At 39.0% G+C, this 21,133-nt stretch carries 13 protein-coding genes and 1 riboswitch; of the genes, 4 read left to right on the top strand and 9 right to left on the bottom strand.

The features are described from left to right. Positions 1–111 precede the first annotated feature (111 nt). The 6 genes from AC1EKT_RS01580 to uvrA all read right to left on the bottom strand — a co-directional run bounded on the left by AC1EKT_RS01580 (position 112) and on the right by uvrA (position 10,473). Positions 112–600 carry a peptide deformylase gene (locus tag AC1EKT_RS01580; protein ID WP_415682965.1) on the bottom strand — a complete coding sequence of 163 codons (489 nt, stop codon included), beginning with the start codon at positions 598–600 and terminating at the stop codon, positions 112–114. 63 nt (positions 601–663) lie between these two features. Then, complete coding sequence (locus AC1EKT_RS01575; protein WP_415682964.1) at positions 664–2,703, bottom strand: AMP-dependent synthetase/ligase; 2,040 nt, start codon at positions 2,701–2,703, stop codon at positions 664–666. Positions 2,704–2,984: 281 nt separating this feature from the next. Beyond that, the gene (locus AC1EKT_RS01570) at positions 2,985–3,575 is read right to left on the bottom strand and encodes a hypothetical protein (RefSeq protein ID WP_415682963.1); all 591 of its coding nucleotides are present in this window, start codon (positions 3,573–3,575) and stop codon (positions 2,985–2,987) included. Between the two features lie 365 nt (positions 3,576–3,940). Next, entirely contained in the window at positions 3,941–5,071 is a 1,131-nt protein-coding gene (locus AC1EKT_RS01565; RefSeq protein WP_004108887.1) for a GuaB3 family IMP dehydrogenase-related protein, read from the bottom strand. A 67-nt stretch (positions 5,072–5,138) separates the two neighbouring features. After that, positions 5,139–7,481 (bottom strand): excinuclease ABC subunit UvrC, encoded by a 2,343-nt coding sequence (gene uvrC, locus AC1EKT_RS01560; protein WP_415686835.1) that lies wholly within the window; start codon positions 7,479–7,481, stop codon positions 5,139–5,141. A 100-nt stretch (positions 7,482–7,581) separates the two neighbouring features. Next, complete coding sequence (uvrA, locus tag AC1EKT_RS01555) at positions 7,582–10,473, bottom strand: excinuclease ABC subunit UvrA (RefSeq protein WP_481616005.1); 2,892 nt, start codon at positions 10,471–10,473, stop codon at positions 7,582–7,584. 284 nt (positions 10,474–10,757) lie between these two features. On the opposite strand from uvrA, the gene AC1EKT_RS01550 reads away from it, so the two are divergent. Together AC1EKT_RS01550 and AC1EKT_RS01545 are read left to right on the top strand one after the other, a co-directional pair. Beyond that, positions 10,758–12,359, top strand: coding sequence for an ABC-F family ATP-binding cassette domain-containing protein (locus AC1EKT_RS01550; protein ID WP_012914200.1), 1,602 nt, complete (start codon positions 10,758–10,760; stop codon positions 12,357–12,359). A gap of 46 nt (positions 12,360–12,405) precedes the next feature. Further along, positions 12,406–14,622 carry a beta-carotene 15,15'-monooxygenase gene (locus AC1EKT_RS01545; RefSeq protein ID WP_481615947.1) on the top strand — a complete coding sequence of 739 codons (2,217 nt, stop codon included), beginning with the start codon at positions 12,406–12,408 and terminating at the stop codon, positions 14,620–14,622. Positions 14,623–14,641: 19 nt separating this feature from the next. Here the strand turns inward: AC1EKT_RS01545 and AC1EKT_RS01540 are convergent, their stop codons facing one another. From AC1EKT_RS01540 to AC1EKT_RS01530, 3 genes are all read right to left on the bottom strand, one after another. Then, positions 14,642–15,829, bottom strand: a complete 1,188-nt coding sequence (locus AC1EKT_RS01540; RefSeq protein WP_481615946.1) for a pyridoxal phosphate-dependent aminotransferase — start codon at positions 15,827–15,829, stop codon at positions 14,642–14,644. Positions 15,830–15,921: 92 nt separating this feature from the next. After that, entirely contained in the window at positions 15,922–16,695 is a 774-nt protein-coding gene (gene ppgK / locus AC1EKT_RS01535) for a polyphosphate--glucose phosphotransferase (RefSeq protein ID WP_004108876.1), read from the bottom strand. Between the two features lie 93 nt (positions 16,696–16,788). Further along, positions 16,789–17,823, bottom strand: a complete 1,035-nt coding sequence (locus AC1EKT_RS01530; RefSeq protein ID WP_415686832.1) for a glycosyltransferase — start codon at positions 17,821–17,823, stop codon at positions 16,789–16,791. 72 nt (positions 17,824–17,895) lie between these two features. Beyond that, positions 17,896–18,042, top strand: a riboswitch (FMN riboswitch). Between the two features lie 6 nt (positions 18,043–18,048). On the opposite strand from AC1EKT_RS01530, the gene AC1EKT_RS01525 reads away from it, so the two are divergent. Both AC1EKT_RS01525 and AC1EKT_RS01520 read left to right on the top strand, forming a co-directional pair. Continuing rightward, positions 18,049–18,618, top strand: coding sequence for an ECF transporter S component (locus AC1EKT_RS01525; RefSeq protein WP_481615945.1), 570 nt, complete (start codon positions 18,049–18,051; stop codon positions 18,616–18,618). A 47-nt stretch (positions 18,619–18,665) separates the two neighbouring features. Continuing rightward, positions 18,666–21,014 carry an energy-coupling factor transporter ATPase gene (locus AC1EKT_RS01520; RefSeq protein ID WP_481616004.1) on the top strand — a complete coding sequence of 783 codons (2,349 nt, stop codon included), beginning with the start codon at positions 18,666–18,668 and terminating at the stop codon, positions 21,012–21,014. Positions 21,015–21,133 lie beyond the last annotated feature (119 nt).

The following is a 21,133-nucleotide window of genomic DNA, read 5'->3' as shown; positions in this document are numbered from 1 at the left end:
ATTATATCAGATACTCAATACTAAAAATCGGCATTCTTGTAGCAATAAAAGCAACAAAAACGCCGATAATTTTTAAAAAATTATTTACGCATAAAGCATAAAAACTAAAACTTAGTTACGCATATTATTGCGCAACTCACGCAACGCTTGACGGCGCACGTCCTTTTCAAGCCTATCTAAATAAATATGACCATCTAAATGATCACACTCATGCTGAATCATTCTAGCCATAAGACCTTCACCTTCAAGCACTACAGTCTTACCATCTAAATCAATTCCACGAGCTCTAGCATAATTTGCGCGCCTAGTTTTGTACCATAATCCCGGAACAGAAAGGCAACCCTCGTCGTCGTACTGCTCACCTTTTAGCTCTTCAATTACTGGATTTAGAATATAGCCGATTCGACCATTTATATTGTAAGAAAAAGCTCTAAAACTTACACCAATCTGATTAGCAGACAATCCAGCTCTACCTGGGTCATTTACCGTTTCCAATAAATCATCAACTAAATGTTTCACAGCTGGAGTAATTTCACGAATCTCATCACAAGGAGTTCGCAATACAGGATCCGGAACAATACGAATTTTTCTAATAGACACTCGATTACTCTTTCTTTTATTTAAGTAGGAATAACGAAAAACAACTACAAATATGCAAGCTCTTTACTCGACATGTTCATTATTATCACTATGCGATGTCGAAGAGGAATCTGATGAAGATTCTTCACCAAAATGCTTCAAATGATTCGCAGCTTGATCGATAGCTTGACGAACTCGAGGAGTTACAGCTTCCTGAGCTTGCTTAACAGTCTCTTGTGCTTGCTTAACAGTCTCAGTAGTTTTATCGAGAATCTTTACAGTTGCTGGCAAAGGACGAGTATTAGGCTTTGGAGCATACAATTGCGTTTCGATAATATCAGCATAGCGAGCAAGAATCTTCGGACGAACAATCTTCATACTTGGAGTCAAGGTTCCAGCATCTTGAGTAAATTCATCTTGCAAAATAACAAACTTACGAACAGACTCAGCGCGAGAAACAGTACTATTAGCTTGGTCAATAAATTGCTGAATTACTGAACGCACAGCATCGTTAGCAGCAATCTCACTCATAGTAAGGTTAACATCCATTCCTTTATTCTTTAGCCAAGAACGAACCATATCTGGATCAAGCTCAATTAAAGCAGAAACAAATGGCTTACCATCGCCCACTACTACAGCATGAGAAACTAATGGGCATTGAGCAATAATACCTTCCATAGGAGCAGGACTTATATTCTTGCCACCAGCAGTAATAATAATATCTTTTTTGCGACCAGTAATAGACAAGAATCCTTCATCATCTATTGAACCAAGATCTCCTGAATGCAACCATCCATCTTCGTCAATAACTTCTGCAGTAAGCTCGGGCTTATTGAAATATCCCATAAATACGTTAGGACCTTTAATAAGCACTTCATCATCGTCAGCAAGACGAATAGTTATACCAGGACCAGGTCGACCTACAGATCCAACTTGATTTGCATGCTCAAAATTAACTACGCAAGGAGCAGCAGTTTCAGTCATTCCATAGCCTTGAATAAAAGTAATACCGTCAAGACCATTAAAGAAATGAGCCAAATCAGCATCCATTGGGGCTCCACCGCAAGCTAACCATGAAAGATTAGGGCCTAAAGCTGAACGAATAGAAGAACCAACTGTTTTCATGTACATTGCATGATTCATGCGCGCAGCAAGAGAATGGGTTTTACCTTCAACATTGTCGCGAGACCATTGAATGAAATGCTTTACAGCTTTAGCAAAGATACGACCCTTTATGCCAGCACCAGCTTTTTGTGACGCAGCGTTATAAACTTTTTCAAAAACCCTAGGAACGCCAAGTAAATACGTAGGCTTAAAACTACGCAAATCAGCCAAAAGATGCTTAGCATTAGGCACATATCCAATAACGCCATGAGCGCCGATTGCAACATATTGAATGTAGCGAGCAAAACAATGCGCTAATGGAAGGAATAAAAGCAAACGATTTGGCTTGCATAACATATCGCTAAGAACATCGTAACCAGCAAAAACAATATGCGTAAAATTACGATTTGAAAGCATTGCGCCTTTAGGTCTACCAGTTGAGCCAGAAGTGTAAACAATAGTAGCTAAATCATCTGCCTTAACAGCATCAACAGCTTTATTAAGCTCATCATCAGTAATAGATTTACCAAAATCAACAACTGCTTCCAAGCCGCCAGCTTTGAAATTAAATACAGTTTTCAAAGTTATGCGTTTATGATCCTGGCGAACACGCTCTAAGCATTGAGCATGTGCATCGTCTCCAGCAAAAGCAATAACTGGCTTAACTTCATCGATAATGTCAGCTGCCTGTAATGCTGAATCTGTTTCATAAATAGGAACGCTTACAGCACCAATGCATGCACAAGCAAAATCGGTAATACCCCACTCATAGCATGTAGCAGAGTAAATAACAACTTTGGAGCCATGCTGAACTCCGAGTGCTATTAAGCCTCGAGCTACTGCACGAACTTTCGCGAGCATTTCAGATGAAGTAACATCATGCCAACGACGAGTTTCATCGTCTTGCCATTGAGCAACCACGTCTTGTGGGTTACGCATAGCACGATTGGCGAGTAAGGAATAAATGGTATCACCGTCTTGAGTTGGGTGAATGGCTTCTACAGCAAATTCTCGGAGCATATTATTTATTGTACTTGATAACAGAATCGACACGACTGCACGAAGTACAAAAAATAATACTTAATATTGTCATTTATAAACAAACACTGATAAAACTTAGATTCTACAAGTCGTACAAGTTAGAATATTTAATCTTTAAAAACAAATCCCCTTATTGCTGAAATTGTTAGAAAATCAACAAATCAAGCAATAAGGGGTTCATATTTTTTGAATATATATATAAGTCTTCAAACGCATTATCATAGATGTCTTATTTCAGCTACCTATTATAAGCGACGATTTTATCCTAGATCCGCATATGTGCAAATCCAACGATTATTTTTCAATTGCAAAGATAGCGACGCCCAGTATTTCACAGGTCCTGCACAAATGCGCACAACACCTTCAAAATGATTCGGGCTGACTAACATTCCATTAAACAAACTAGGAACTGCAGGAAAACTACGCACAGCAGAGCGAGTTTCCGAATCGTTATTATCAGTGAAATACTCATCCATCAGTTTCCACATGTTAGTTAATTTAGTAATACAACTTTTTGTTAAAAGCTGCGACATTGCTGGGGAAATAGGCCTACCTCTAGAAATATCTGCAGCTATGCAAGCAATTTGACAAGTTTTTAAAGCTAAATTAACAAAAGCCTGCTCATCTCTACTGTCGAAATAGCACATTCCAACATGGTATTTCAAGCATTCACGAGAAAAGCCAACACTAACTTCACCCTCATATACAGGCAATCCAATACGAGATCTACAGAAAACATTTGGAGGATCCTCGTCATTGTTTTTCTTTGCCTTTGAAGACTTATCTTTCAGCTCATCATCACTGTAGTCGTTATCATCCATGCCATAGGCATCAGCAAAATCTATCTTCATATTTCTCTCCCGCTTTAACAATTATTTAAAACTGTTGTTATTTAAAACTTGTTAAGCTTATATTCCTACAAACTAAACGAGTTTAGATAAAAGCTTACAACGTAATTTTTCTCTAACTGCGTAATTAATAAAAATGTGGATAAATTACAAAATATTCGTCGTTTTTATTGAAAATAAACGATTTTATGCGTGTTGAATTATACACATTACGGTTTAAAAGAATAACAAATATAGCTAAAAATCATATTTATGCATAAATCAATAGAATATTCATATAGATATAACAATTTTGAAAACAAAAATGGCGGTTCAGAGCAAATTACTGAACCGCCATATTTTATGCAATAAGCATCATACTTATAACACTAACGAATATCCTGATGGAATGGATTAAATACTACGCTGCAACGCTGGAAGCTCTTAACATCAACATAACCTGTAGAAGCCATTGTTCTGCGCAATGCACCAACAAAGTTTGTAGTACCATCTGCTTCATGACTTGGGCCGAAAAGAATATTCTCTAGCGGAGCCACAGTGCCAACATTTGAGCGCATGCCACGAGGAAGTGACGAATGACGAGCCTCAGCACCCCAATGAGTGCCATGACCAGGAGCCTCAGTTGCGCGAGCTAATGGAGTACCAAGCATAACTGCGTCAGCTCCAACTGCAAGAGCCTTAATAAAGCTGCCGGAATTACCCATTCCGCCATCAGCAATAATTTGCACGTAACGACCGCCAGATTCATCCATATAATCCCTACGAGCTTCAGCAACATCCGCAATCGCAGTAGCCATAGGTGCTTGCACACCTAAAGTATTCATGGTTGCAGATACTGCTCCGCCACCAAATCCGACTAAAATACCTGCAGCTCCAGTTCTCATCAAATGAAGAGCAGAAGTATAATCCGCGCAGCCTCCAACAATAACAGGAACATCGAGATCGTAAATAAACTTCTTTAAATCAAGAGGCTCATGATCCTTAGAAACATGTTCAGCAGATACTGCTGTTCCGCGAATCACAAATAAATCAACACCAGCTTCTAGCACAGTGTTATACAATTCTTGCGTGCGTTGTGGAGAAAGAGCTCCTGCTACTGTCACTCCAGCATCTCTGATTGTATGCAAACGTTTTGCAATCAATTCTGGTTTGATTGGCTCAGTATAAATCTCCTGAATGCGGCGGGTTGCAATATTTGACGGCAACTCAGCTATTTCTTTTAACAAAGGTTCTGGATTCTCATATCGAGTCCATAAACCTTCTAGATCAAGAACTCCAAGACCGCCCATTTGACCAATTGCAATCGCAGTATCCGGGCTAGTAACCGAATCCATTGGAGCAGCAATAATTGGGATATCAAACGTGTAAGCATCTACTTGCCATGAAGTAGATACAGCTTGAGGATCACGCGAACGGCGCGAAGGAACAATAGCAATATCGTCAAGCGAATATGCAACTCGGGCTTTTTTGCCCAAACCAATTTCAATTTCCTGAGACATACTTCTTAGGCTAGTGCCTTATGCTGACGAGTTGCGACTCATAGTAAGACTCATAGTAATTCAAAAGCTACTTATCATTATTTTTACGCAAAGCATTGTATATAGCTTTTGCTTTATTCTCGCCAATTCCAGGTACTCTTTGCAAATCTTCTAATGAAGCATTTTTCAAAGATTTTATTGAACCAAAAGATGTAAGCAAACGCTTGCGATACACTGCTCCAATTCCAGGAATAGCATCAAAAGTAGAATGCAATGAACCTTTTCTTCGCAATTTACGATGATACGAAATAGCAAAACGATGAGACTCATCTCTAGCGCGCTGCAATAAATACAATCCTTCTGAGCTTCTCTTAAAAATGATTGGATAATCTTCGTCAGGAAGCCACACTTCTTCAAGTTTCTTAGCTAAACCACAAACAGTAATATCACTTACGCCAGCATCTTTCATAGCTCTTTTAGCAGCTTTTGCTTGTTCTTTTCCTCCATCGACAATAATTAATTGAGGCTTATAAGCAAAATGCCGCGCATTAGTCAACGAATTACCTGAAAAATGCTTATTAGAAACACTGTTGGAATCACAAATATTAATGTCAGATAAGTCAGATGAGCCAGATGTATCTGATGAATCCGATGTATCAAGCTTATCTTCTTCATAAACATCTTTATGCTTAAACCTTCGCAATAATGTTTCATAAACAGCACTTAAATCATCTGTTTTACCATCACCGTGTTCACCTCGAACCGCAAAATGACGGTACTCACTAGGACGAGCAACACCATCTTCAAAAACAACCATAGAAGCAACTTGATAACTGCCATCAACTGTATTTGAGATATCATAACATTCAATTCGCAAAGGAGATTTACTCATTCCAAGCGCTTTTGCTATTTCATTCATAGCTTCTGTTCTCATATCTATACTGTTAATACGGCTAGATTTTATGCGTTTCAATTCCTGACTAGCATTATCGTTTGCACGATCCATAAGAGCACGTTTTTCTCCGCGCTCTGCAACTCTAATACTTACTTGAGAACCACGAATATTGCTAAGCCACAATTCAAGCTCTTGCTTACGTTCTTCAGAAATTTTAATTGGAACTATAATCTCACGAGGAACAGGCGAAATAGGAGCAAGTAAATCTTCACGACCTGTTCTCTCTTGACGTTCACGACGAGTTTTAGTAGCTTGCGCTCGCAATATTACATCAGTTGCAGTAGCTTGTTGCGTAGAGCTAACAGCGTCGCGAACTTTCTTAATGCTAATAGTATCTTCATGGTTTTGTGTGTAATTTTGCTCATATTCTGCGTATACGCGAGTTAATAAATCAGCTATAAGATCACTGTCACTAATATGCTCATTTCGTTCTACTGACCAATTTTTCTCTCCACGAATCATTCCAGCTCTGACAAAAAATACATGAATTGACGCTTCAAGCTCATCTCCGCAGAATCCAAAAACATCTGCTTCTACATCATTGTCAAACACAACTGCATTTTGTTGCAAAATAGTGTTCAAAACAGCAATTTCGTCACGCAATTTAGCTGCACGCTCAAATTCTAGCTCTTCACTTGCTTCTTTCATCTCGTTCTTAATTTGTGAAATATAAGACTCTCCAATACTGCCTGTAAGTATGCCAACTACATGCTCTACCATCTTGCGATGTTCGATAGGATCTATGTTTCCTATACAAGGAGCTGAACATTTACCAATAGAAGCAAATAGGCAAGGCCTACCAGTCCTATGAGCTTTGTTAAAAACAGAGGATGAGCATGTGCGAATAGGAAAAGTTTTAAGTAAAGAATCTAAACTATGACGAAGAGGCCACACTTTTGCATACGGACCAAAATATCTAGCATGCCTCGCACTACGATTTCTAGTAATCCATACTCTTGGAAAAGTTTCTTCTAGCGAAACTGCAACATAAGGATATGTTTTATCGTCACGAAAAACTACATTAAACCTTGGATTAAAAGCTTTAATCCAAGTATATTCAAGTGTAAGAGCCTCAAATTCAGTGCTTACAACAGTCCATTCCAAACTGCGAGCTGTAAGAACCATAGATTGAGTTCTAGGATGAAGTTGGTAAAGAGGTTGAAAATAATTCGCTAAACGATTGCGTAAATTTTTTGCTTTTCCAACGTAAATAACTCGCCCCTCGCCATCACGCCACTTGTATACTCCAGGTTGCGCTGGAATATCACGAGAAGCTGGACGGAATAAATCACGTGTATCACCAAGCAATGGCGCTCCTAATGCATTTACTTTTTCATTGTCAAATGATGAATCTTTCGAAAACTGTTCATCTATCATTTCTTGCGTTTTACGCCATTTTTCACTATCTCTCATCTTATTTTCTTCTTGCAAATCATATGCTTTATAAGAATTTTTATTAAGATCATTATCTTTCATTTTCACCTCCTTTCCTAAACAAAATTTATGCAACTATTCATAAGATTTGTCGAGTAAATTTCTAAGTTCGCAAATTACAAATCGGTAACTTTTTGGACACTCAATGTAACATTTGCTTAAGGAACTTACCTGTCCAACTCTCGTCATTACGCGCTACGCTTTCAGGACTACCTTCCGCAACTAATGTTCCGCCTTTATCTCCTCCTTCTGGACCTAAATCAATAATCCAATCTGCAGATTTGACAACATCAAGATTATGTTCAATTACAATAACACTGTTGCCTTTATCTACAAGAGATTGTAAAACTGCTAGAAGTTTCCTAACATCTTCAAAATGTAGTCCAGTAGTAGGTTCATCGAGAATATAAACTGTTTTACCAGTAGATCTTCTCTGTAGCTCTGTAGCAAGCTTTACTCGTTGAGACTCACCGCCAGAAAGTGTTGTTGCGCTTTGACCAAGACGAATATAGCCCAAGCCAACTTTTACTAAAGTATCTAAATATCGAGAAATAGAAGGATATGCTTTGAAAAATATTGCAGCTTCACAAATAGGCATATTAAGAACATCTGCAACAGACTTTCCGTTATATGTAACTTCCAAAGTTTCACGGTTATAACGTTTACCATGACAAACTTCACATTCTACGTATACGTCAGGCAAAAAGTTCATTTCTATTTTTAAAGTACCGTCACCATGGCATGCTTCACATCTGCCTCCTTTAACATTAAACGAGAAGCGACCAGGACCATAGCCACGAACTTTTGCTTCTGGAGTCTGAGCAAACAATGAACGTATTTTATCCCAAACACCAGTGTAAGTTGCTGGATTAGAACGAGGAGTTCTTCCTATAGGATTTTGGTCAACATGCACTACTTTGTCACAAAGCTCAATACCATCAATACGTTTGTGTTTTCCTGGCACAATTCGAGCACCATTTAGTTTGTCTGCAAGAACTGGATACAAAATTGAGTTTATAAGTGTTGATTTACCAGATCCAGATACACCAGTTATGCATGTAAATACTCCCAAAGGTATGCTTACATCAATATTTTTTAAATTATGCTCATGGGCATTAATTATATGAAGCATACGATTTTCATCTACACTACGACGTTGTTTTGGCACATCTATTGAGCGTCTGTGAGCAATATAATCTCCAGTAATTGAACGCTGAGCTTTAATAATTCCATCAGACGGACCTGAATATACTACTTCTCCTCCATGCTCTCCAGCTTCTGGACCAATATCAACAAGCCAATCAGACTGGCGAACAGTATCTTCATCATGCTCGACAACAATAAGCGTATTACCGAGATTTCGAAGATGATGCAATGTTGCAATCAAACGCTCATTATCTCTTTGATGCAATCCAATAGACGGCTCATCAAGCACGTACATAACACCAACTAAACCTGATCCAATTTGAGTAGCTAAACGAATACGTTGAGCCTCTCCACCAGACAAAGTTTTTGCAGCCCTGGAAAGAGTAAGATAGCTTAAACCTACATCGTTCAAAAAACCAAGTCGAGCACGAATCTCTTTTAATATTTCTGTTGCAATTACTGCTTGAGAACCATCCAAATGCAAAGCATTTACCCATGCTAGACTTCGCTCTACTGGCATATCGCAAACTTCAGCTATGGAAGTATTAGATACTGTAACAGCAAGAACTTCTGGACGTAAACGCTTTCCATTGCATTTTTGGCATGGAACTTCACGCATATACGACTCATAATATTGACGCATTTGATCAGAATCAGTTTCGTCATGTTTGCGCATAAGCGTACGAACTACACCTTCAAATCCAGTAGAATATTCACGTTGACGCCCCCACCTATTTGTGTAGGAAACTTGAACCGTGAAATCATGACCATACATGATGTCATGTTTAACGTCTTCCGCTAGATCCTTCCACGGAGTATTCATATCAAAATGCAAATCTTTAGCAAGTCCTGAAAGTATGTGCTGATAATACATTCCAGCTGACTTATTCATTGCCCACGGCTCAATCGCTCCCTGCGCAAGAGATTTGTCTGGATCTGGGATAACAAGTTCAGGATCAATTTCGAGATTGTATCCAATGCCAGAACATTCCGAGCAAGCACCATAAGGAGCATTGAATGAAAATGTTCTAGGCTCGATCTCATCAAGCTCTAATTGATGATTGTTTGGACATGCACGATGTTCAGAAAATGATTTACGACGCGTTTTTGAGTCTTCTGGTTCGTCAACAAAATCAGCAATTACTACTCCTTTAGATAGTTTTAATGCTGTTTCAATCGAATCAGTTAATCGAACACGAATGCCATCTTTAATAACTAAACGGTCTACTACTACTTCAATTGTATGTTTCTTCTGTTTAGTAAGAGTAATATCTTCAGAAAGCTCATGCATTTGCCCGTCAATAATCGCACGAGCATAGCCATCTGAGCGTAAAAGCTCAAGCGTATCTTTAAATTCTCCTTTACGCCCACGAACTACTGGAGCAAGAATTTGCAATCTTGTACGTTCTGGCATAGCAAGCAATGAATCTGTCATTTGCTGAGGAGTTTGAGAACTTACTATTTGACCGCATTCAGGACAATGAGGAACACCAATCCTAGCAAACAATAATCGCAAATAATCATATATTTCTGTAATAGTTCCAACAGTAGAACGAGGATTGCGATTCGTAGTTTTTTGATCAATAGAAACAGCAGGACTTAAGCCCTCAATAAAATCAACATCAGGCTTATCCATACGTCCTAAAAATTGGCGAGCATAAGCACTAAGCGACTCAACATAGCGTCGCTGACCTTCTGCAAAAAGCGTATCAAACGCAAGCGAGGACTTGCCAGATCCAGAAAGACCAGTAAAAACAACCATACGATTCCTAGGAATCGACAAACTTACATTTTTTAGATTGTGCTCTCTAGCACCCTGGATAGTTATTTTCCATTCAGAAGGAATACTAGATAAATCAGCTATAAAAGTACCGTTGTTAGCGCACATAGGAGCATTATCAAGCAATTCTTGCAACGAGTCGTTTTGTTCATTCGCACGTTCTGACACAATTACCTCCACACTTCCCCATAATCACTTGAATATTCCCAACCAATACCCAATTTTATTACTAACAAGAAAATTATAGAACAAGTGTTCGAAAAAGTAAAGTATTTGAATATCAACCACATGCTGTATTCGTTACCAGTAAGCAGTATAATAGTGAGTTTGGTTATGACTTTTATAAGTAATAAATAATAGCAGCCTAAATTTTGGGGAACGGAACAGACATTATGCCTATTGACGCACAAGCTTTAACCATTCAGATTGGTGCGCGAACGCTGTTAAATCCTACCGATTTTCACGTCACAAAGGGAGATAAAATCGGTTTAGTCGGCAGAAACGGCGCAGGCAAAACTACACTTACTCGCGTTATTACAGGAGACATGCTGCCAGCAGGAGGCTCGGTTAGAGTTAGTGGAGGTTTAGGCTACTTACCTCAAGACACGCACGCAGCAGACCCAGAACAAAGCGTTATAGATCGCATTATGAGCGCTCGAGATATTGCTTCTATCGTTTCGCGTATTCGCAAAGCGGAAAAAGAAATGACAGATCCAGATCCAGACATAATGACTAAAGCTATGAACCGCTACGACAAAGCAATGCAAGATTTTGAAAAAGCAGGCGGTTATTCAGTGCAATCTGAAGCAATATCGATGGCAACAAGCTTGGGACTTCCACAAGAAGTTATGCAACAAGCTTTAGGCACACTTTCAGGTGGTCAACGTCGTCGCATAGAACTTGCTAGAATTCTGTTTTCTGACGCAGACACATTAATTCTCGATGAGCCTACAAACCACTTAGACGCAGACTCAATAATATGGCTTCGCAATTATCTTAAACGATTTGAAGGCGGATTCCTAGTAATTTCTCACTCCACAGAATTACTAGACGAAGTAGTAAACAAAGTATGGCATTTAGACGCGCAACTTGCAAAAATAGACATGTACTCAATGGGTTGGAAAGCATACTTGCATCAGCGCGTAGTAGACGAAGAAAGACGTCGTCGCGAACGAGAAGTTGCAGAAAAGAAAGCTGAACGCCTTATGAAACAAGGCATTCGCCTGCACGCAAAAGCTACAAAAGCAGTTGCTGCTCAAAACATGATGCGAAGAGCTGAACGCTTATTAAGCGAAACAAGTGAAGCTCAAAAACAAGAAAAAGTTGCAGATATTCGTTTTCCAGAACCAGCTGCATGCGGAAAAACTCCAATTATGGCAAAAGATATTTCCAAAGCGTATGGCTCTAATATTGTTTTCGCTGGAATTAATCTTGCTATAGACAAAGGTTCACGCGTTGTCATTCTAGGCTATAACGGTGCTGGAAAAACAACAACATTACGAATTTTGGCAGGAGAAGAAACAGCAGATACTGGTGAAGTTCAATACGGACACGGATGCAAAATCGGTTATTTTGCACAGGAACACGATACATTAGACTTGGATTCTACAGTTTTGGAAAACCTTCAGCACGTTGCACCAAACCTGGATGACACGCAAGCACGTTCTATGCTTGGCAGCTTCCTGTTTTCCGGCGACGACGCAATGAAGCCTGCCAGAGTGCTTTCAGGTGGCGAAAAAACACGTCTAGCACTTGCAACACTAGTAACTTCCAAAGCCAATGTGCTACTGCTGGACGAACCTACTAACAACTTGGACCCAGCATCTAGAGATGAAATACTTAAAGCTATTGCAAAGTATGAGGGAGCAATTGTTCTTGTTACACACGATGAGGGTGCAGTTCAAGCATTACAACCTGAGCGAGTTCTACTCATGCCTGATGGCGACGAAGATTTGTGGAATGACGAATATCTCGATTTAGTTGCCGAAGAGTAAAATATTGAACTGAATTACTTGAATTGTGCAATAGAATGGTTAAGCAGTGATTTCAACGTACGCGTCTAAAACTTTGCCAAATACGGCGAATAGTAGCAGCAGCCGTATAAGCAATCAAATTGACAATCATTGCATAAAACGTGCGCTACATTTTTTGCGAATACCATTCATCGTAATAATTCTTATAACCTTATTTGAATGTTCTATTGGAAATCTGCCATTTTGGAGCAGTGTTACAGGAAGCACAGATAGTATTTCTGCGCACAACGATATAGGTTCTGGAATTAGACGCTTAAATTCCGGCGGCATTCTTATAACGGATCCTTCAGAAGCATATTTAGAAGTAACATCCGACGGAAGTTCGCCTTATATTCGCTTAGAGCCTGCGATTATTAAAAAGAAAAGCAAAAATAATAATCTTATTTCAAACATCAATGTTTTAGTTGAAGCAAACAAATACTTAAGCAAACCTCAAAGCACAAACACTGCTTCTTTAAACCCATCTTTGCTTAAACTTCCAAAACAAGCAGTAGGAAAATCTTGCATTGTTAGAGTGTGGCTGCAACATCCAATAGGATCAATATTAAATATTGAAGACTCAAGAGCAAACGTTCGAGTGCCTTTTAGATGGTCATGGGGTCGCGTATTAATACTTGCTGTTTTTGCATTTCTTGTTACGCTTTGGAATCCTTGGTCCAAGCTTTGGAAAATTAAACTTAACACTCATAGTCTTATTCAACGTTGCTGCTTTGCTGCTTCTCTTCTTCCATTTATTGCTGTTGGTTTAATAACTATTTTTTGGAATTTACGAAACGCAACTCCTATGCATTTTTACACAAACGGTAACTATGCATACGATTTTGATCAATATGCTCACACTGCAGACGCATTGTTAAAAGGTCAAGTGCATTTAAATCTTCCTGTTCCTAATGAATTAGAACACTTGCAAAATCCTTACGATCCTACAGCGAGAAATAATTTGTTAAACCACTCAGTACAGCATATGTATTGGGATTACGCATACTACAAAGGTCACTGGTATTCCTACTTCGGAGTGCTTCCTGCAGTATTGCTATTTTTGCCTTATCGCATTATTTCAAGACTATGGACTCCTGAAGGCTCTATGCTTCCAACAACAGTAGCTACGATAATATTCTTAATTGGTTTTCTTATCGCAGGCTCACTATTGGTTATTCGAATTATTGAGCAGACTTCAAAAAAAGTATCTTTAGGAACGACATCTATTGTTCTTGCTTTATTCTTCATTACTTCAAATACAGTGTATTTGTGGTTTAGAACGTCATTTTATTCCGTACCTATGGCAGCCTCACTTTTCTTCACATCTCTTGGATTGTGGTGCTACCTAGGTTTTAATAAAACACACTCTTTGCTAAATATTGTTTTAGGTTCTTTCTTTATTGCATTAAATTTAGGATGCAGACCTACTTTTTCCATAGCTGTTCTTTTTGCACTTCCTGCAATTTATTCACACATAGAAAAAGATTTACCAAATATTTTGCGCAACTGGAAACAAGTTTCTTCATGGCTTAAGCCTTTTAAATATTTTGCAGCTTGGATACTGCCATGCGTAATTACTGCAATTCCATTTGGCATTTATAATCTTTTGCGCTTTGGCTCACCGTTAAATTTTGGCAATGAGTATCAAATAACTATTACTGACATGACGACTATGCGCTTGCCAGCACAAAATATTTTGCCGTCTATTTTTAGCTATATTGCGCTACCTTTACGTTTTATTCCAACTTTTCCTTGGATTGGTATTCAGCCTATTGCATTTGACCGTTGGCAATACGCAGAGCCTATGATTGGCGGAATGTTTACACTTTCACCATTAGCATTAGTTGGCATAATATGCGTATTTATTATGAGAAAACGCTGCCGCACGCATATTGCTTGGTGCACAAGCGTAACAGCTATAATAGTTGGGCTTGTTCTTATTGTTTTTGACAGCTTAAAAGCTGGTATCGGATGGAGATATATTGCTGATTTTGCGTGGTCTTTTGCTATAGCTGCCGCAATTGGCATTAGCTTGCTTTTAGAATATGCATCCACTTTGCAATCAGAAAATTCTTTACATAAAAAAACTATTGCTTACACAATACGCTTACTTGTAGCAATATTGCTATTTGCTTCTATTGCTATTGCTGTACTCAGTTGGTTTGTTACAGGACGTGAAGACAGCACGCTTCGTTTTAATCCAAACTTATGGTTTGCGTTTAGAAGTTGGATGACACTGTTTTAAATAATTATTTATATAATTACTATTCTTCTAACAATGCATCTACAGTTCGAAGAAGCGCATGTAATCCGCTAATAAACTGCTGCGGCTCTGGCAATAATGACAATGCTAAATACCCATTAACTGGCATATCGAAATAATATCCAGGCTGAGAAACTAGATTATAATCTTTCATCAATCTCAAAGCTAATACATCATCGTCAATGCAAGATGGTACACGCAATAAAATATTCCATCCGCCTTCTGCACGCAACGCGCTAACACAGCATTTAGGCGTGGATGCCAACGTTTCTCTAAGCGTATGCAGATTATTAATAACACGATTTCGCACAATAGCGCTTTGAGAAGATGTATATTGCAATAATTCTGGTATTCGCTCAGAAACAGTATTACCAATAGGCAAAAAATCATCCGCTATAACGTCAAGCCTTTTTTGTGCTTCATAAACATCATCTTTAGGACCTGAAACTTCAATCCAACCAACTTTTGCGTGAGGAGCAGCAAGCATTTTGGAGAATCCATCAAGCGCAAAAACTAAAGTAGAAGATTCTCCAGCAAGACGAGCATTGCCAGCAAAAGGTTCAAGCGAATATTCATAAAATACTTCGTCTGCAATAATCGCAACACCATTATCACGGCATAATTGCAATAGTATTTCACGTTCTTCAGGCTTAACATATGAGCCTGTAGGATTATTGGGATTAATAAGCACAAGAGCTTTAATACGCAAAGACGCATCTTCTAAAAGTTCTCTAACACGCGCAATATCAATAGTCCAAGAACCATCATAATGCAAAGGATATGGTATTGCATTCACGCATTGCAAGCGCGCAATAGACTCTATAAGAGGATATCCAGGAGTTGGTCCAATAACGGCATCCCCTGCATCGCATAAAAGCATCATAAGCCATGCGTAAGCTTGAGAAGTTGAAGAAAGCACATAAAGCTGATCTGGATTAAGCTTTGATGGAACAGACTTTTCTGTGCGGTTATCTCGCTTATTGATGAAGTTTGAAAGAATATCGCGAATTTCCTTAGGACCTCTAGGGTCTGCTGTGTAACGTCCGCTTAAACATTTAGGAGCTAAGCCGTGAGACGTTGGATTGGAATCGTTTAATTTAGTAAGCTTTACGCCATTAAAAATAGCTTTTCGCTGAGCTAAAATAATAGGATTTGGCTCACTCACATCTACTCTAGAAGAAAATCGCACGAAACTACCCTAACACTTGGCATAACAAAAGCTGGGCTGCAGCATAAACTGCTCACCCAGCTCAATAGAAACAAATAATATTTAGTTATTTTTTAGTTTTGCTGCATTTTTTGCATTGCATAGTAAGCTGCACCAATAATTCCAGCCTCATTATGCAATGTTGCAACAACAATAGGAGTTTTAATATCGATATGCGGCAAGAACTTTTCGCTTACGCGGCTAACGCCACCACCGACAACAAACAAATCTGGGTTGAAATACTTTTCCATCAAGCCGTAGTACTTAGTCAAACGCTTGGCCCACTTCTTATAGCCCATATCCAACTTTTCACGAACAGAAGAAGCAGCGTACTTCTCAGCATCGCCCTTACCTTTTTCAAGCTGAATATGACCAAGCTCAGTGTTTGGAATAAGCACACCGTTGTAAATCAAAGCCGTGCCAATACCAGTGCCAAGAGTAGTAGCAATAACCAAGCCATCCTTGTCTTTTGCTGCACCAAAACGCTGCTCAGCTAAACCAGCAGCATCAGCATCGTTAACTACAGTTACAGGACGACCACAAGCCTCGCTAAAGACTTCAGTAACATCAACACCAATCCAAGACTGATCAAGATTTGCCATAAAATCGAGCTTCTTACCAGGCTTAATTGGAGCAGGGAACGCAATTCCAACAGGAACATCTGCAGGCACTTCAAAATGTTCAAGCTGCTGACGAACAATATCTGCAACTGCTTGAGGCGTAGAAACCGCAGGAGTGAGAATTTTGTATCGAGGTTCTGCGAACTCTCCCTTTTCCAAATTTACTGGAGCAGCCTTAATACCGGAGCCACCAATATCGACGCCAAATGCTTGTGCAGTGTCAATCATTTCACTAACACTCCCCTCTGAATGTGTGCTGTATGGACAATTACCAGTATTCTATCGTATATCTGATACGACACGCTTACTGTTTACTAACTTCTACTTCAACGAAGGCATAGGTTTCCAGTCTTGATCGTGCAAAATTTTTCGAGAATCAATCCAGCCGGTAAACAATTTACCAATGCCCGAAATAATATGCTCACGATCGACAGCAATCAAGCGAATAATCTCTTTAGCAGCTGTTAAAGCAGTTCCAAGCGCAAACATAAACGGACGAAAATCGCCATGAACCATAAAGTAGCGAGCCATAAAGCCTCTATTTCGCATAATATGATAACGATTCATGTCCGATGTTGAATTTAGCTGACGCACTCCTGCAATATCCCAATTAGGAATATCACGAGTGCGACGAAGAATAATATCCGGAACAACAATAGGGTTCGTAACTTTACTCGCAAGATACCCGTAAGTAGTATCATCCCAGTAAATAAAGTAGCGCGAATCCGGGAAGCCGATTTTTTCAACTATATCTCGACGAATCAAGCCACCCTCAAAACACATCGTATTCATAACTTTGTATCCAGCTGCGCCGAAAGCAGCAGGAGCAATAGGATTTGGAATACCAAGAGGAACCAAAAAATCGTACTGCCAGTAGAATTTACCACCGTCATAATCTAAACGACTTCCTTGAACAACAGCGTGACGCTTAGTCCAAGGAGCAAGACGCTCAATAGATTCAGGCACTGTTTCAACATCGTCATCCATAACCCAGAACCACTTAGCTCCAAGTTCGTAAGCTTTTTTAACACCAGCACTAAAGCCGCCAGCACCACCAAGATTTTCATTTTGCGGAGCATACACAACATGAAGTTCATTGCCTTCACAATCTTTTTGAGCTTTACCCCAACGATTAGTTAAAGAAGCTTCAAGACGAGCAACCATTTCGCCAGTTTTGTCACTGCACTCATTGTCAACAACGACAATACGCCAAGGGCATTCTTTTAAACATTCAAACGAATGGAATAAATTCTCCAAAAGCTCTTGACGCTTATAAGTGACAACAACAATAGCTAATTTATCAATGCTAGTTGCGTTATTAGTACTAATTTTTTTTGATGCACTCGTATTGCTCATACTTGTATTCTCGCACCTACCCTCGCCACACAATTATTACAACAATGTTCTTAGCATGAGATACAAAGGAATAGTTAGTTTCAGGGAAGGTGCAAATCCTTACTGGCGGTAACAAAATACGTGTTTCATGCGTTTTTGAAGCCCGCGAGCGGTTTACAAGCTGCTGATTCGGTTAAATTCCGAAGCCAACGGTTACAGTCCGGATGAAAGAAACGGAGACCCATCATGGGCATTTCTAATACAAATAATCATCAAACTTATGCAAAGAACTCTAACTGGTCTAGCGAAAAAATCGCAAAATACGCTCTATTCGTGGCACTTTCAATGGCCGTAAGTTTCATAGAATTTCCACTTATTCCAGACTTGTCGTATTTAAAATATGATCCTTCAGGAATAGTATGCCTAGTTGCAGGATTCGCATATGGTCCTGCAGCTGCAGCAATAGTAAGCATACTAGGTTTCGCACCGCACTTATTTACCAATCCACTAGGCACAGTTATGGCAGTGCTAGTATCTTTAGGAGCTAGCGTCACAGCGGCATTAATTTACAAAAAAATGCATACCAGAAAAGGCGCAATAATCGGACTTTTGGCAGGATCAATTATTGCTATCGCTCTTGCAATAGTTGGAAATCTTGTTATTACACCACTTTATGCGCACATATCTATTGCACAAGTCGCATCTCTTATTATTCCAGCATTACTGCCGTTTAATATTATTAAACTTGTGCTTCACGTTGTAGTAACTATGCTTATTTACAAACCAATTTCCAATCTGCTACACGAAAATAAATAATAATTCTAAGCGGCATAGTTATGCATAATATCAGCACAAGTAGTAGCATGAACGAAGCTAAAAAGCACATGATTGAAAACAATGCGCAAGTAGTGTTGCGAAATATTTGCTTTAGCTACGATGATGGAAAAACTTGGACACTTAATAATCTAAGTCTTACAATTCGCTCCGGCGAGCGCGTAGCGATTGTGGGCAAAAACGGTTCTGGTAAGTCAACCTTGGCAAAAATTATTGCAGGTTTAACAGCACCAGATAGCGGTTACGTTACATTGTGTGGCGAAAAAGTTTTTGAAAATACTACTGCTTGTGCTGAATCATATAAAAATGCGCGAAAATATATTGGCGCACTTTTCCAAAGTCCTGAAGATCAGATTATTACAACAATTACTGAAGAAGATGTTGCTTTCGGACTAGAAAATTTGCAATTCCCTCAAAAAGCAATGTATAAGCGTATCAGTGAAGCTTTAAAAACTGTTCATATGGAAGATAAACGTTACGCTGACCCTAGCACTATGAGCGGCGGACAGCAGCAACGAGTAGCTTTAGCAAGTGCTATTGCTATGAATTCTAAACTGCTTGTTCTTGACGAACCTACTTCTATGCTCGACTCGTTCGCACGCAAAGACGTTGATACTTTATTTGATAATTTGCACAAAAATGGCACTACTATCGTTCAAATTACACACAATTTTGAGGAATGCAAACGCGCAAATCGCATACTTTTACTAGAAAATGGCATCCTGAAAGAAGTAAGCTTTAATGGTTTAAAAACTTACTTTTCTAATATTGAGTTGACGAATAATCATTTAACTAAAATTAGCGAAAGCAAAAACTTAACAGATAGTAGACGCAAAGAAAATGAGTCAGATATCGCTGTAGAAATTTCCGGACTAACTGTTAAATATGATAAAACTTCACCAGCTGTTATTGACGATTATTCACTAACTGTTAAAAGCGGCGAAACAGTTGCAATAATGGGCGAAAACGGCTGCGGTAAATCAACTCTTGCTAAAACAATGTGTGGATTGTTAAAAGCCAATTCAGGAAATATAACAGTACATGGCATATCTGTTAGAGGTAAAACATCTAAAATAATACGACAAAAACTACATCAAACAATTGGCTACGTTATGCAACTGCCAGAACAACAGCTTTTTGCTGATACAGTACGAAATGACGTTGCTTATGGGCCAAAAAATTTTGGGCTGAAAGGCAATGCTCTTAAAGAACGTGTGGATGAAACCCTACGCTTACTGAACCTTGAGAATTTGGCTGAAAAATCACCTTTTGCACTTTCTGGAGGTCAGCAGCGTCTTGTTGCAATAGCTGGCGTTTTAGCTTGCAAGCCACGCGTGCTAGTACTGGATGAGCCAACAGCAGGATTAGATTTTGAAGCTGCGCTGCGTATTCGAGAAATTCTTGGAATGCTACACAATCAAGGCGTAACCATAATACTTATTACGCACAATCTTCAAGAAGCAGAAGATTTAGACGCAAGATTAGTAACATTAAAAGCAAGCAATAAAGCAAATAATAAAGAATGCGACACAGAAAGCAACACAGCAAAAAATACTGAAAACAATACTGAAAACAACAAAAACAAAGAAAGTTCCACAAAAGCAAAAACAACTTCGCTACTTAAATCTTTTGACCCACGCGCAACGCTTCTATCATGCTTTATTCTTATGCTAAGTGCTTTTAGTATTACTAACTACATACAGTTAGCTATTCTTGCTTTTGTAACATTTACTCTAACTGTTGCTGCAAAAATACCATTCGTTAAGCTTATTTCTTCACTGCACATGATTATTGCAGTATTTGTTTTCTCCGGATTACTTAACATTCTGGCAGTGCGAACCGGCACAGTGTTAGCAAATATTGCAACTATTCCTATTACAACTGACGGAATTAATTACGCAATACTTTTTGCAACACGATTCTCGCTTGTTATTATCATTGGAGCAGTTCTAGTACTAACAATGAGTCAAACAACGCTTAGCGAATCTTGCACACGATTACTATCACCACTTCGACATATTGGAATACCAACGCAAGAAATAGCACTTATTATGAGCCTAGCACTACGGTTCTTGCCAACACTTAGTGCAGAAGCGCACTCTGTGGCACTAGCGCAAATCGCTCGAGGAAGTAGCATTCGAGATGGTTCTTTTAAACAACGAGTACACGCTATAACAGCTTTAATAGTGCCAGGTTTTGCAGGAGTAATTCGCCATGCTGACACTCTTGCGCTCGCATTAGATGCACGCTGCTATACGCCTGGAGCTGAAAGAACTCACTTACACTCATGGAAAATGAGTATAAAAGATGTGCTGCTATTACTAGTTACTCTTTGTGTTGTAAGTGCGATTATTGTGTGCAAAATGCTACCTTTGTAATAAAAATTTTGAAATATTTCACACTTTTGTATCACGCGCAATAAATACGGAATAAATGAGCAATAGATACACAATAAATACGGAATAAATACGGAATAAATACGGAATAAATACACAAT

It is taken from the genome of Bifidobacterium sp. C0047B3, from assembly GCF_056590535.1.
The sequence above is the reverse complement of the archived record's forward strand: the minus strand, read 5'-3'. Positions and strand labels throughout refer to the sequence as shown.